Raw genomic sequence first — 14,058 nt, 5'->3', positions numbered from 1 at the left:
CGGAAACAGACATGGAATCCCAGAAGCAATTCAAACGTCGCTTCAGCTTCGAATTCTTTCCTCCGAAGACCGATCAGGGGAAAGAAAAGCTGCAAACGGTACGCAACCAGCTCGCCGAGATGAATCCGGACTTCTTTTCCGTGACTTTCGGGGCCGGCGGCTCCACCCGGGACCGCACCATTGAAACCGTGGTAAACCTGCACAAGCAAGGCATTTCCACGGCCCCTCACCTGTCCTGCGTGGGAGGAACCCGGGAAGAAATCGGCGAACTGCTGGACGTCTATAAAGAAAACGGCATCAACCGGATCGTCGCCCTGCGTGGCGACCTGCCCTCCGGTATGGGAGCCTCTGGCGAACTGCGCTACGCCAACGAACTGGTGGCCTTTATCCGGGAACACAGCGGGGACCACTTCGCTCTGGAAGTGGCTGCCTACCCGGAGTTCCACCCCCAGGCCCGCAATGCCGAGGAAGATCTGAAGAACTTCGCACGAAAAGTACAGGCGGGTGCCAACAGCGCCATCACTCAGTACTTTTTCAATGCCGACAGTTACTTCTACTTCATTGAGCGTCTGGAACAGATGGGCGTGACCATTCCGGTGGTGCCGGGCATCATGCCCATCGTCAATTTCTCCAGCCTGGTGCGGTTCTCCGACATGTGTGGCGCAGAAATTCCCCGCTGGATTCGCAAACAGCTGGAAGCTTACGGGGACGACACCGTCAGCATCCGCAAGTTCGGTGAGGAAGTGGTCACCAACATGTGCGAAACACTGCTGAAAGCCGGGGCTCCGGGGTTGCATTTTTACACCCTGAACCAGGCGGAACCCAGCCTTTCCATCTGGAAGAACCTGGGCATCAGCGACCGGGAAAAGATCGCCTTCTGACGTCCGTCCCCGGCCGAAAAAGAGGGGGGCTCCGGCCCCTCTCGCCCGTCCATAACCATCTGATTTCCTGCAAATCCTTTCTTCATAGTCTAAACTGTCTCCGATGCATCCCCATTAACGCTCTACGTGATGCACCGTTACAAAGAGTGCTTTCACGGCTGCCTTACCGGGTAAACGGAGCATAAAAACAGAAAGGAGAAAGCATGAGCACGAATTGGCTGAAAACCCTGGGCGCAGGTCTGGCATTGTCTGTTGCTGCAACTTCCGCAAGTGCGGAAACCCTGCGTGTCGTTACCGACCCCAGCTTCGTCCCATTCGAAATGATGGACCAGGAAACCGGCGAAATGATCGGTTTCGACATGGAAATCATCCGAGAAGTCGCAGAACGCGCCGGCTTTGAAATCGACCTGAACACCATGGACTTCAACGGCATTATCCCTGCCCTGCAAACCGGTAACGTGGATATTGCCATCGCAGGCATCACCATCACCGACGAACGCGAAGAGATCGTCGACTTTTCCGACCCTTACTATGATTCCGGCCTGCGCATTCTGATCAGCCAGAACAACGACGGTGTTGACGAAATGCCCGACCTCGAAGGCATGAAGATCGGCACCAAAATCGGCAGCACCAGTTACGACTTCCTGATGCAAAGTCTGGACGATAATGATGGTGTGACGCCCTACCCCGGCAGCTCAGACATGTACATGGCACTGATGTCTGGTGCGGTCGATGCGGTTTTCTACGATGCCCCCAATGTGGGCTACTTCGCCAGCACAAAAGGCAAAGGCCGTGTCAAAACCGTTGGCCCCCTGTATGAAGGCCAACAGTACGGCATCGCCCTGAAGAACGGCAGCCAATGGGTTGGCCCGGTCAACGAGGCATTGGCAGACATGAAAGAAGACGGTACCTACAAAACCATTTACGAGAAATGGTTCGGCCCCATGCCTGAGAGCAAGTAACCCTCCACGCGAACCGGCCGGAGCACACAATGCCCCGGCCGATTCCTCCCAACCCAACGGAGACACACACTGTGGAATTCCAGTTTCAGTTTGACTGGCAGGCGGCCATCAACTCCATTCCCTATCTGGCCAAGGGTATTCCTTATACTCTGATGATTTCCTTCGGTGGCCTCGCCATCGGATTCGTTCTGGGCATTGTGTTTGGTCTGCTCAGCATCAACAAAAGCCGTGCCCTGCGCTGGCCGGCCACGGCCTATATCGAGATCTTTCGCGGCACCCCCATTCTGGTGCAGGTGCTGTTTATCTTTTACGGCCTGCCCGACCTCATTGGCGGCCCGATAGACCCACTGACGGCCGGTATTGCGGCCATCGCCCTGAACTCAGGTGCTTATATATCCGAAGTCGTCCGTGGCGGCGTTCAGTCGATCGACAAGGGCCAGACCGAAGCCGGTCTGTCACTGGGGCTGTCGCGTCCCCAGACCTTCTGGACGATCATCTGGCCCCAGGCCTTCCGTCGTATGATTCCGCCCCTGGGCAATCAGGCGATTGTGAGCATCAAGGACACCTCGCTGTTCTCAGTGATTGGCGTCGGCGAACTGGTGCGCCAGGGCCAGGTCTACATTGCCAATACCTTTACGGCCTTTGAAGTCTACTTCGTGGTTGCGCTCATGTATCTGGCGATTACGCTGTCCCTGTCCCTGATACTGCGGCTGCTTGAACGCCGCGGCGTTGCATCTGCCTGAAGGAGCCCGAACCATGACACAAATCGTAAAAATGAAGGGCATGAACAAGTACTTCGGCAAGCTGCATGTCCTGAAAAACATCGACCTGACGGTAGAGCAAGGCGAAGTGGTGGTGATCATCGGAGCCAGTGGTTCCGGCAAGTCCACCCTGATTCGCTGCGTAAACGGCCTGGAAGAATTCGAATCCGGCACGCTTGAAGTCGACAATCATCCCCTGGCGCCCAGAGGTGGCAACCAGAAAAACCTGGCTGAAATCCGCAAGGAAGTGGGGATGGTGTTCCAGCAGTTCAATCTGTTCCCGCACCTGACGGTCAAGAACAACATCACTCTGGCACCCACCCGGGTGAAGAGAACCGCTCAGGTTGTGGCGAACGCCACCGCCGACCGGTTACTGGAACGGGTAGGCATCGGCAGCCAGGCCGATAAATACCCGAGCCAGCTATCCGGCGGGCAGCAACAGCGTGTCGCCATTGCCAGAGCCCTGGCCATGGAGCCAAGACTGATGCTGTTCGATGAACCCACCTCGGCACTTGACCCGGAGATGATCGGAGAGGTGCTGGATGTCATGCGGGAACTGGCGAAAGAAGGCATGACCATGATGGTCGTCACCCATGAAATGGGGTTTGCCCGCGAAGTGGCGGACCGGGTGATCTACATCCATGAAGGCCAGATTGTCGAAGAAGGCAAGCCGGACGATGTCTTCGATAACCCTCAGAACGAACGCACCCAGGCGTTCCTCTCCCGGGTACTGGCCCACTGACAGAAACCGTTAGAGCAACTGGCGGATGACGGTATACTCGCGCTCTATCTTGGCGCGAGAGTCATCCGCCAGAAACTTCGCAATCTTCCGCCCAAGAAACGGCACATCACACAACACCGACAGCGTCACATAGTTGATGCAGCGATCGCCGTTACCCTGCAGACGCATGGCGCCCTTGATTCTGGCCGGCACGCCGTCTATCCGAACCCGGAACTCGCAGTGCCACTCACCGTCATCCTTCCGGAACCAGTGCTCTTCCTGACGCACCTGGTTCCACTCCCGATGAAACCCCGACAACACTCCGGGGACCGGCGCCGACGCTGTCATTTCCCGTTCGATCACCAGCTTCCCCGACAACTCATCCCGGTGCAGCTCGGCCACACGAACGTTTCGCGACCCCAGTTCTTCATTTTTGCGACGAATGTGCTCTTCGCTGAAAAAGTGTTCAATGACGTGTTCAAGCCCCCGTTCATAGGGGTGCTCAAGATTGAGTTCCATTCTTACCTCCGAGTCAGTCTTGCGTTTATTGTTGCGGTCGCAGTGCCTTGCAACATTGGCCGGGAAAGCGAGCCACCCGGGCAAGCGAGCCAGACCGATCAGTTCACACTCTGATGCTGTTAAGCCGCCGCTCTGGCAAGTATCATGGGAGGGTTTTAACGAACCGAAAACGGCCCGGGAGCTGACAGGAGACTACAATGCGCAATGCCGATCTGGTCGCACGGGATCTCAAATCCGTGTGGCATCCGTGCACCCAGATGAAAGATCACGAATCCCTGCCCCTGATCCCCATCAAACGGGGTGAAGGCGTCTGGCTAGAGGACTTCGAAGGCAATCGCTATATTGATGCGGTCAGCTCCTGGTGGGTTAACCTGTTTGGCCACGCCAACCCGCGCATCAACTCCGCCATTCAGGAACAGATCGGGCAACTGGAGCACGTCATTCTGGCCGGATTCAGCCACGAACCGGTGGTCAACCTCTCAGAACGGCTGATTGAGGTGACCCCGAAAGGCCTGAACAAATGCTTCTACGCCGACAACGGATCGTCAGCCATCGAGGCAGCTCTTAAGATGAGCTATCACTACTGGAAGAACCACGACAAACCCGGCAAGAAAAACTTCGTCAACCTCAGCAACAGTTACCACGGTGAGACTCTGGGCGCCCTGGCTCTGGGTGATGTCGCCCTTTACAAAGACACCTACCAGCCACTGCTGATGGAAGTCCTGACCGCCCCCTCACCGGATGCGTTCAACAAAGAAGCCGGTGAAACCGACGAAGCCTACGCCCTGCGCCAGTTCGAGGCCATGGACAAACTGCTGGCGGAGAAACACGACGAAATCTGCGCCGTGGTGGTGGAGCCGTTGATCCAGTGCGCCGGTGGCATGCGTATGCACCACCCGATCTACCACACCAAACTGCGGGAAGCCTGCGACCGTTACGGTGTGCACCTGATTGCGGACGAAATTGCCGTGGGCTTTGGCCGCACCGGCACCCTGTTTGCCTGTGAACAATCCGGCATCACCCCGGATTTCATGTGCCTGTCCAAAGGACTGACGGCCGGCTATCTTCCGCTGTCGGTGGTGCTGACCACCGACAATGTCTATAACGCTTTCTACGACGACTACGAAACCCTGCGAGCCTTCCTGCACAGCCACAGCTACACAGGCAACCCGATCGGTTGCGCGGTGGCACTGGCGACACTGGACATCTTCCGGGACGAAAACGTCATTGCGAATAACCGACAGCTGTCCCGCTGTATGGCAGAGTCTGTCGCTCACCTGGCGGATCACCCGAACGTGGGCGACATCCGCCAGCATGGCATGACCCTCGCCATTGAAATGGTCAAGGACAAAGCCAGCAAGACCCCCTTTCCCTGGCAGGAACGCCGGGGCATCAAAGTCTATAAGCATTCACTGACCCGGCAGGCCCTGTTACGCCCCCTTGGCAACGTGCTGTATTTCATGCCGCCCTACGTGATCACTGAAGAACAGATCCGCCATCTGGCCCAGGTGGCCACCGAAGGCATTGAAATCGCGGTCAAGGACTGAGAACCCCGGCATGAGAATTCCACGTATCTACACCGACAGCCCACTGGCTGTCGGCAGCCAGTGCCAACTCGACGACAACGCCGCTAACCACGTTGGCCGCGTACTTCGCATGCAGGCAGGCCAGGAACTGCGGATTTTCAATGGCGATGGGCAGGACTACCGCGCCGTCATCACAGAAGCGGGTAAAAAGCAGGTTCAGGTGGACGTTACTGAAGCGGTCACCAACACGACAGAATCCCCCCTGCGTGTGGTGCTGGCACAGACGCTGTCCAAAGGCGACCGGATGGACTATGCCGTCCAGAAGGCTGTGGAAATGGGCGTGACCGACATCATCCCACTGACCACCGAGCGCTGCGACGTGAGGCTCAAAGGCGACCGGGAAGACAAACGCCTGCGGCACTGGCAGCAGATCGCCATCAGCGCCGCAGAGCAATGTGGCCGTGCCCGTGTACCAGAGATAAGGCCGGTGATGACCGTCCCGCAGTGGCTGGAACACGCCCAGGCCTGCGACGTACGCCTTGTGCTGCACCACCGCACCGAACACTCGCTGAACAACCTCAGCACACCCACCAGCGTCGCCCTGATGATCGGCCCTGAAGGTGGCCTGACCGCCGAGGAAATCGTCCTGGCCGAATCCAATGGTTTTCTACCAGTCGCCCTGGGCCCTCGTGTGCTTCGCACCGAAACCGCTCCGGTTGCCGCCCTCGCTCTGTGCCAATGGCTCTGGGGAGATATCGGCACCTGACCGCATCGGTGTGGCTTTTCATCGCACCACGCCATGGCATCCCAGTCATTGACAGACAAGGGGGCGATCAACATTATTCTTGTCTGACAAAAAAGCCTGAGGCAACCACCGGCGTTCGTACAGCCGGTTGCGGTAGGGCTTTCCAAAACCCTGCGTAGCCATGGATGGCGGAGCGGAGCGTACATGGACGTATCAACAGCGTGTTTTGGAAAGCCCTACCGCAACTGGCTGCAATACACCGAGGCTCGGGTAAAACAAATAAACATGCGAGTCCAGGATGACAGACCTTCTTACCAATCCGGAATTTTGGCAATATCTCAGCATCCCCGTGATCGCCGCCCTCATCGGCTGGAGCACTAACTGGCTCGCCATCAAAATGACCTTCTACCCGCTGGAGTTCATCGGCAAACCACCGCTTCTGGGCTGGCAGGGCATCATCCCCTCCAAAGCCCGGAAAATGGCCGCCAAAAGCGTCGACGCCACCATCGCGAAGATTGGCACCGTTCAGGAGATCTTCGAGCAGATCGACCCGAAAGTCCTGGCCGCCCACATTATCCACACCATCGACCCCAGGGTTGAAGAGTACGTCGACGAACTCATGCTCCGGGAATACCCGACGTTCTGGGAAAACCTGCCGGCCTCCGCTCGCAAAATGGTCTACGATCGGGTGCGCAAATCCACGCCCCAACTGGTCGACAACCTGGTGGAAGACATCTCGGACAACATTGAAGACCTGCTCGACATCAAAGGCATGGTGATTGATCGCCTGGCCAGAGACAAAAAGCTGCTTAACCGCATTTTTCTGGAATGCGGCGATGTGGAGTTTCGCTTCATCGTCAATTCCGGGCTCTACTTTGGATTTCTCTTCGGGATCATCCAGATGGGAGTCTGGTTCCTGTACCCGGCCATCTGGGTACTGCCCCTGTTCGGACTGCTGGTAGGCTGGGCCACCAACTGGATTGCCCTGAACGTGATCTTCCGCCCCCTTCACGAACACAAGGTAGGGCCACTGAGGATTCAGGGGCTGTTCCTCAAACGGCAGCCGGAAGTGGCAGAGTCTTTCTGCCATATCGTGACCCATGAGATTCTCACGGTCGGCAACATCATCGATGCCATCCTCGGAGGGCCCAAAGGCGACCGGGCCCGCAACATGGTCAAAAAGCACATCAAGCCGCTCGTGGATGAAACCGCGGGCATGGGCAAAGCACTCACCCAGATGGCTTTCGGGCCAACGGGTTTTGCCACGCTGAAGAATCAGGTGGGCGAAAAAGCCCTGGCGATTTCACAGAGCTCCTTCAGCAACCCGGTGTTCGAACGAGACCGGGCCAGAGCGGTGGAAGCGATCATGGTCGAGCGCATGAATGCGCTGTCTTCCGAGGAGTTCCAGGATCTCCTGCGCCCGTGTTTCCAGGAAGACGAAATCAAGCTGATACTGGTGGGGGCATTTCTGGGCATGATTGCCGGTGTCTGCCAACTGGTCTTTGTGTTTGGCGAATCGTTCGCCTGATTCCGTTCTGGGCAGGCTGATCCAACCAGACTATACTGGCGCAATAACCAGTCTGGATCATCTACACGCTATCCGGAGGCCATGGATGCCGGGCTTTTTTTCCTGGGTATCAAGCCTGTTCAGCAAGACCCCACCCATTCAACCGCCAGCGCCGGATACCCGGCTCCTGAACCCTGCCCCGTCTGGCGCCCCTGACACGACAGGCCCTGAAAGCAATCTGGGCGGCCAGCTGGAAGACCACCTGTTTGCCTGGTTGCTGGATGCAGAGCCAGTCAGGCTTCAGAGAGTGGCTGACGATCATCGCAGGGAACTTGCCGAGCTGGAGCGGCGGCTTAACATGAACGAGATGGAAGAGCTGCCCAGAAAACCCGGCAGCCTGCCCATGCTCATGCGAGCTCTCTCGAACGAAACCACGGAACGCAAAGAGCTGACCAGCATTATTCTGAGCGACCCCTCGCTGACCGACCAGCTTCTTCAGGTGGCCAACAGCCTTTACTTTCGCCCCGGCGACCAGGTAATTGAATCGGTGGATCAGGCGGTGTTCATTCTTGGTGTGGATGGCATAAGAAACGTGATTGCCGCGGCGGTCATGCGCCCCATGATGGCCGCACGGAACAGCCGTGAAGCCCTGTTCGCCCAGCGTTCATGGCGCTGGGGCCTGACCTGTGCCCGGGCAGCGGAAATGATCGCCAAGATCCACCGCGACGACACCAGCGCCCACTTCATGGTCGGCCTGTTACCGGCACTCTCGTACATCACCATTCGCCGGGAACTGGGGCGGATCTGCCGGACTCACGGCTCTGGCCATGAGCCAGAACCCGCCTTACTGAAAGTGGCACTGGTCCGCTATCAATGGGCAACCTGCCAGCTCCTGGCCAACATCTGGAACCTGCCACCGAAGTATCATGCATGGCTGCTCTCGGCGGAGCGTCCAGCCCCCAGACAGGCCCACTCGGCGCTGACCGACGGTTTACTGCTGGGCACCCGGGAGGTACTCAGACACGCCCGCCAGAGAAACCTGTCGGAAGACGACCTCCGTCGAATTGTTCACCTGCCTCCAGAGCAGTTGAACAAAGTGCGCTCGGCCCTGCTCAACCTGCTAAAGGAAGGCAAACCCTCACAGATGCGCGCGTGATACCGGAGCGTCTCCGGGGGTGGTCTCTGGCTCCACACCCGTTTTGAGCAGGCTGGCAAAGCTGACATCGCCGCCAGCAGGGGTCAGTTTGATCAACTCAACCGGCATTGCTTCCGCTGGCAAGCGATCCACAACCCGGTCTTCATCCCGACGAATAGCTCGCAGCACGCTGCCTACGGTAATGATATCCAGAGCACACCCGGGTACCAGACGATCCCCGTTTTCTCCCGCCAGACTCAACAGGCCAGCCCGAATCAACTTATCGCTGATGCGTCTTGTGACTTCCCCCGGCACCCGCAACTGCTGCTCCAGCCACTCTTGCTGTGGTGCAGGCTCGCCTCGACTGAACGGCCTCGCCACCATCCACATCAGTGCCAGTCCAACACGCTCCTGCAACTCCGGAGCCTGCTGCACATTTCTTCGCTTGGACACGGCCCCGGGGTTTTGCAGGTAGAACGCCAGGCTGGCCCCGAGCAACAGAATCATCCAGTTCAGGTAGGTCCAGATCAGTAATATGATGCCCACGGCAAAGCCGGAATAAATTGCCGCGTATTTGGCCGACCCCGCCACGAAAGACGCAAACAGCATTCCTCCGGTCTGCCAGGACACCCCCGCCACCAGACCCGCAATAAAGGCGAAGCGGAGTTTCACCCGGGTATTGGGAATAAAGATGTACACAAAGGTAAAGGCCCCAACCACCAGGAAAAAGGGCGTAAAACGGCTGGCAAACACAATCAGCGAGCCGAAAGGCTCGATGGCCATGAGATTCTGCGCAACGTCGGAAGCGAAGATCGTTGCCGTTACCCCAATCGCCGACACCATCAACAGCGGGCCGACCATGATCACACTGAGATAGTTGCTGAAACGCTGCGCCATGGAACGCATTTCAGGCACCCGCCAGATCATATTGAACGATCTCTCAATCTTCTGAACCAGTGAGATGACCGTGTAAACCAGCAATGCCAGACCCACCGAGCCAAGGACCCCCACTTTCATGTTGTCCACAAACCCGAGAATACGTTCCGCGACCTCAATCCCCTGAGGGCCCATCGGCTGGAAGAACTGAAACAGGAAGGGCTCCATCTTCTGATGGACACCCAGCGCTTTCAGAACCGAGAAGCTCAGGGCCAGCAACGGCACAATGCTCAGCAACGTTGTGTACACCAGACTCATGGCGTGCAAAGTCAGCTGACCGCTGATGACATCCCGAGCCAGGGCATAAACCGAACGCCCCACCTTGTACAGCCAGGTCCATGGCCAGCGCTGGGGCGGGTTCGGGTTCGAGAGAATCCAGTCTTCCGCGGCCTGAAGCCGCGCTTTCATCTGAAAAGAAGCCACGCAATGTCCTGCTTACAAGTTTTTCTACAGCTTATCAGGCAGATGGCACTAAACAAGCCAGCTGATCTTAATTCCCCGGCGCGACCGCCACCGAAGCCAGGTTGTCTGCCGTGATTCCGACAATCCGCTGCCTGGCTTCCCGGCTGGCCCAGGCTGAGTGCGGGGTCAGGATCAGGTTCGGGACATCCCCTGCCAGCAGGGGGTTCCCATGGCGAGGCGGCTCCTCGGTAAGCACATCGAACCCCGCTCCAGCAATGTCTCCGTTCCGCAACGCTTCCGCCAGCGCCCCTTCGTCGACCAATCCGCCGCGGCTGGTGTTGATCAGCAACGCGGTTGATTTCATCAGGCCCAGCTCCCGGGGGCCGATCATATGGCGGGTGTCATCTGTCAGCAGGCAATGCAGAGACACGACATCCGCCTGCGCCAACAGCTCATCCAGCGGAACCCGGCGATAACCGTCCACCTCTCCGGGGGCCTGCCCGGGGCGACAACCGAGCACAATCTTCATACCAAAAGCTCTGGCCCGTTCCGCAACGCCCTGCCCCAGGTCTCCGTAACCCACAATCCCCAGAGTTTTTCCCTCCAGCTCCATAATCGGGTAGTCCATGAGGCAAAACATGTCGCTCTTGGCCCAGGCCCCATTGCGGGCATCGCGATTGTAGTCGAGTAGCCGGGTTGCCAGTGCCAGAATCAGCGCCATGGTGTGCTGGGCCACGGTCGAGCGACCATAGTTGGTCACGTTCATGACCTTGATTCCGAACGCCTGCGCCGCCGCCAGGTCAATGTTGTTCAACCCGGTGGCCACCACCGCGATGGTCCGGAGTTCCGGGCAGGCTTCAAAATGTTCACGCCCCAGAACCACCTTATTCACCAACACCGTATCAAAGCCCTGAAGGCGTTCTGTCACCTGTTCAGGCGTGGTACGTTCATGGCAGGTCAGCCCACCGGTTACGGCCTGAAGGGGCCCCAGGTCCACGTCATTTCCCAGTGTTACGGTATCCAGAAAAACGGCTTTCATACTTCTCTCCTGACTCATCGGCCCCATACATTAGGGTAGACTGTAGAAAATGATCAAAATCCCGGAGGCTATCCATGGAACACGAATTCTGGCACGAACGCTGGGCAAAAGACCAAATTGGCTTCCACGAAGGAACAGTTAATCAATACCTTCACGATCACTGGGGCGAACTCGCGGGCCAGGGCAACGACGCCGTGCTCGTTCCTCTGTGTGGCAAAGCCCACGATATGTGGTGGCTCCATGACCGGGGTCACCCCATTATCGGTGTTGAGCTGAGCGACATCGCCTGCAAGGATTTTTTCGAGGAAGCGCAGGAAAAAGCCAGCGTTCACCCCGGCGAACCGTTTACCGTGTTTCGTCACGACAACCTGCAAATCTGGTGCGGCGACTTTTTCCAGCTGGTGCCTGACGACCTGAAACACGTGCGCCTGGTTTACGATCGCGCCGCCCTGATCGCCCTGCCCAAAGAAATGCGAAAACGCTACGTTGAGCATCTTACCGCCGTCATCCCGGACGGCACGAAAATTCTGCTGATCACACTCGACTACGACAGCGAAGAAATGCAGGGCCCTCCTTTTAACGTGACCGATCAGGAAGTATTCGAGCTCTACGGCGATGACTACGAAATTAACCACGTGCTGAAACGGGACATGGCCCGGGACAACCCCTTTGCCAAGCGCCGTGGGCTGAGGAACGGGGCCGCAGAAAGCGTGTTTACTCTGATCAAGAAGTAAAACCCGCATCGCCGGGGAGCGCCCTGCGCCCCGGCGTACCACAATTTAATGAATCTAATTTGACGGCTCGCTGTCCAACCCCACGAGTCTGAACTAAGCTCAGAGATAAGCAGGCCGGAACGCTCCGGATAACGTATACCTGCTTAACATTATCCCATTCATTCCATAATCAGAGACACCGCCGGGAAAGGCGGCGAACCAGCAACGGGGACATTGCGTGCATCTATAACAGGCAAGAGTGAGCGAGGGGCCATCTATGAGCATTCTGCAGCACTTCAAAGACCGGTATGACCAGACTCAGGAGGAGGAGTACTCCCTTGAGGAATACCTGGAGATCTGCAAACAGGACCCAACGGCATACGCCACCGCGGCAGAGCGGATGCTGATTGCCATCGGCGAACCAGAACTGATTGATACGTCCCGTGACCCTCGCCTGTCACGCATCTTTTCCAACAAGGTTATCAAACGCTATCCGGAGTTTGACGAGTTCTACGGCATGGAAGACGCTGTGGAAAACATCGTCTCCTTTTTCCGTCATGCCGCTCAGGGCCTGGAGGAAAAGAAACAGATTCTGTACCTGCTGGGGCCGGTCGGTGGCGGTAAATCATCACTTGCCGAAAAGCTCAAATCCCTGATGCAGAAGGTTCCCTTCTATGCCATTAAAGGCTCGCCGGTCAACGAGAGCCCGCTGGGCCTGTTTGACCCGGACGAGGATGCTCCGATCCTTGAAGAGGAATATGGCATTCCGGTCCGGTACCTCAAGAACATCATGTCGCCCTGGGCAGTCAAGCGCCTGCACGAGTTTGGTGGCGACATCAGCCAGTTCCGGGTGGTAAAACGCTATCCGTCCGTGCTTGACCAGATTGCGGTATCCAAGACCGAACCCGGCGACGACAATAACCAGGACATCTCGGCCCTGGTGGGTAAGGTCAATATCCGCATGCTGGAGGATTTTTCTCAGGATGACCCGGACGCGTACAGTTTCAGTGGCGGCCTGTGTAAAGCCAACCAGGGGCTGCTGGAATTTGTGGAGATGTTCAAGGCGCCCATCAAGGTTCTGCACCCGCTGCTCACGGCTACACAGGAAGGCAACTACAACACCACCGAGGGTATGGGGTCTGTGCCGTTTGATGGAGTAATTCTGGCCCACTCCAACGAATCAGAATGGCAAACCTTCCGCAACAACAAACACAATGAGGCGTTTCTGGACAGGGTCTACATCGTCAAGGTGCCTTATTGCGTCAGAGTGACCGAAGAGATCGAAATCTATCGCAAGCTGCTGAAAAACAGCTCTCTGGCGGGAGCCCCCTGTGCGCCAGATACGCTGGACATGCTGGCCCAGTTTTCGGTGCTGTCACGGATCAAAGAACCGGAAAACTCCAGCATCTACTCCAAAATGAAGGTGTACGATGGCCAGAGCATCAAGGACACCGACCCAAAAGCCAAATCCATTCAGGAGTACCGTGACGCTGCTGGCGTGATGGAAGGCATGGATGGCCTCTCAACCCGCTTTGCCTTCAAGATCCTTTCTAAGGTGTTCAACTTCGACACCACCGAGATTGCCGCCAACCCGGTGCACCTGTTGTATGTCCTGGAGAAGCAGATCGAACAGGAGCAGTTTCAGTCAGAGATTCAGGAGCGCTACCTGCGCTTTATCAAAGAATTTCTGGCGCCGCACTACGTCCAGTTTATTGGCAAGGAGATCCAGACCGCCTATCTGGAAAGCTACAGCGAGTATGGTCAGAACCTGTTCGACCGTTACGTCACCTACGCCGATTTCTGGATTCAGGACCAGGAATTCCGGGACCCGGAAACCGGAGAGATTCTCGACCGGTCGTCCATCAACGACGAACTGGAGAAAATCGAGAAACCCGCCGGTATTTCCAACCCGAAGGATTTCCGCAACGAAGTGGTCAACTTCGTACTCCGCGCCCGGGCCAACCATCAGGGCAAGAACCCTTCCTGGCTCAGTTACGAGAAGCTGCGTAGTGTGATTGAGAAGAAAATGTTCTCCAACACCGAAGACCTGTTGCCGGTGATTTCCTTCAACCCGAAAGCCAGCCAGGAAGACCAGAAAAAACACAAACAGTTTGTGGAACGCATGGTTGACCGTGGATACACCGAGAAACAGGTGCGCTTGCTTGCCGAGTGGTACCTGCGTGTCCGGAAATCCCACTAACGGCCAGCGGG

Annotated in this window: 13 protein-coding genes; 10 read left to right on the top strand and 3 right to left on the bottom strand. The window is 57.1% G+C overall.

What is annotated here, in order from left to right:
- Positions 1 to 11: 11 nt before the first annotated feature.
- The 4 genes from metF to K325_RS0101820 all read left to right on the top strand — a co-directional run bounded on the left by metF (position 12) and on the right by K325_RS0101820 (position 3,346).
- The gene (gene metF / locus K325_RS18520) at positions 12 to 881 is read left to right on the top strand and encodes a methylenetetrahydrofolate reductase [NAD(P)H] (RefSeq protein WP_029652548.1); all 870 of its coding nucleotides are present in this window, start codon (positions 12 to 14) and stop codon (positions 879 to 881) included.
- 203 nt (positions 882 to 1,084) lie between these two features.
- Entirely contained in the window at positions 1,085 to 1,843 is a 759-nt protein-coding gene (locus K325_RS0101830; RefSeq protein ID WP_029652547.1) for a transporter substrate-binding domain-containing protein, read from the top strand.
- 71 nt (positions 1,844 to 1,914) lie between these two features.
- Entirely contained in the window at positions 1,915 to 2,586 is a 672-nt protein-coding gene (locus K325_RS0101825) for an amino acid ABC transporter permease (RefSeq protein WP_029652546.1), read from the top strand.
- Positions 2,587 to 2,599: 13 nt separating this feature from the next.
- A complete protein-coding gene (locus tag K325_RS0101820; RefSeq protein ID WP_029652545.1) occupies positions 2,600 to 3,346 on the top strand; it encodes an amino acid ABC transporter ATP-binding protein in 747 nt (248 codons plus the stop codon).
- Between the two features lie 9 nt (positions 3,347 to 3,355).
- Here K325_RS0101820 and K325_RS0101815 read toward each other — a convergent pair whose 3' ends face one another.
- Positions 3,356 to 3,844, bottom strand: a complete 489-nt coding sequence (locus tag K325_RS0101815) for a DUF2505 domain-containing protein (protein WP_029652544.1) — start codon at positions 3,842 to 3,844, stop codon at positions 3,356 to 3,358.
- A gap of 197 nt (positions 3,845 to 4,041) precedes the next feature.
- Here K325_RS0101815 and K325_RS0101810 point away from each other — a divergent pair, with 197 nt between their 5' ends.
- The 4 genes from K325_RS0101810 to K325_RS0101795 all read left to right on the top strand — a co-directional run bounded on the left by K325_RS0101810 (position 4,042) and on the right by K325_RS0101795 (position 8,778).
- Positions 4,042 to 5,391 (top strand): adenosylmethionine--8-amino-7-oxononanoate transaminase, encoded by a 1,350-nt coding sequence (locus K325_RS0101810; protein WP_029652543.1) that lies wholly within the window; start codon positions 4,042 to 4,044, stop codon positions 5,389 to 5,391.
- A 10-nt stretch (positions 5,392 to 5,401) separates the two neighbouring features.
- Positions 5,402 to 6,136, top strand: coding sequence for a 16S rRNA (uracil(1498)-N(3))-methyltransferase (locus K325_RS0101805; protein ID WP_029652542.1), 735 nt, complete (start codon positions 5,402 to 5,404; stop codon positions 6,134 to 6,136).
- Positions 6,137 to 6,413: 277 nt separating this feature from the next.
- On the top strand, positions 6,414 to 7,643 hold the full coding sequence (locus K325_RS0101800; protein WP_029652541.1) for a hypothetical protein: 1,230 nt from the start codon (positions 6,414 to 6,416) through the stop codon (positions 7,641 to 7,643).
- Between the two features lie 85 nt (positions 7,644 to 7,728).
- On the top strand, positions 7,729 to 8,778 hold the full coding sequence (locus K325_RS0101795) for an HDOD domain-containing protein (protein ID WP_029652540.1): 1,050 nt from the start codon (positions 7,729 to 7,731) through the stop codon (positions 8,776 to 8,778).
- Here the strand turns inward: K325_RS0101795 and K325_RS0101790 are convergent.
- Together K325_RS0101790 and K325_RS0101785 are read right to left on the bottom strand one after the other, a co-directional pair.
- Positions 8,761 to 10,116 carry a YihY/virulence factor BrkB family protein gene (locus K325_RS0101790; protein WP_029652539.1) on the bottom strand — a complete coding sequence of 452 codons (1,356 nt, stop codon included), beginning with the start codon at positions 10,114 to 10,116 and terminating at the stop codon, positions 8,761 to 8,763. The two genes, K325_RS0101795 and K325_RS0101790, sit on opposite strands and share 18 nt — an antisense overlap.
- A gap of 67 nt (positions 10,117 to 10,183) precedes the next feature.
- A complete protein-coding gene (locus tag K325_RS0101785; RefSeq protein WP_036192849.1) occupies positions 10,184 to 11,134 on the bottom strand; it encodes a D-2-hydroxyacid dehydrogenase in 951 nt (316 codons plus the stop codon).
- Positions 11,135 to 11,208: 74 nt separating this feature from the next.
- On the opposite strand from K325_RS0101785, the gene tmpT reads away from it, so the two are divergent.
- Positions 11,209 to 11,868 (top strand): thiopurine S-methyltransferase, encoded by a 660-nt coding sequence (gene tmpT / locus K325_RS0101780; RefSeq protein ID WP_029652537.1) that lies wholly within the window; start codon positions 11,209 to 11,211, stop codon positions 11,866 to 11,868.
- 256 nt (positions 11,869 to 12,124) lie between these two features.
- On the top strand, positions 12,125 to 14,047 hold the full coding sequence (locus K325_RS0101775; protein ID WP_029652536.1) for a PrkA family serine protein kinase: 1,923 nt from the start codon (positions 12,125 to 12,127) through the stop codon (positions 14,045 to 14,047).
- Positions 14,048 to 14,058 lie beyond the last annotated feature (11 nt).

This window comes from Marinobacter daepoensis DSM 16072 (genome assembly GCF_000421165.1).
GTDB classification, from domain to species: Bacteria; Pseudomonadota; Gammaproteobacteria; order Pseudomonadales; family Oleiphilaceae; genus Marinobacter; species Marinobacter daepoensis.
Note: the sequence above shows the minus strand (reverse complement) of the source record. Positions and strands in the feature narration are given on the sequence as shown.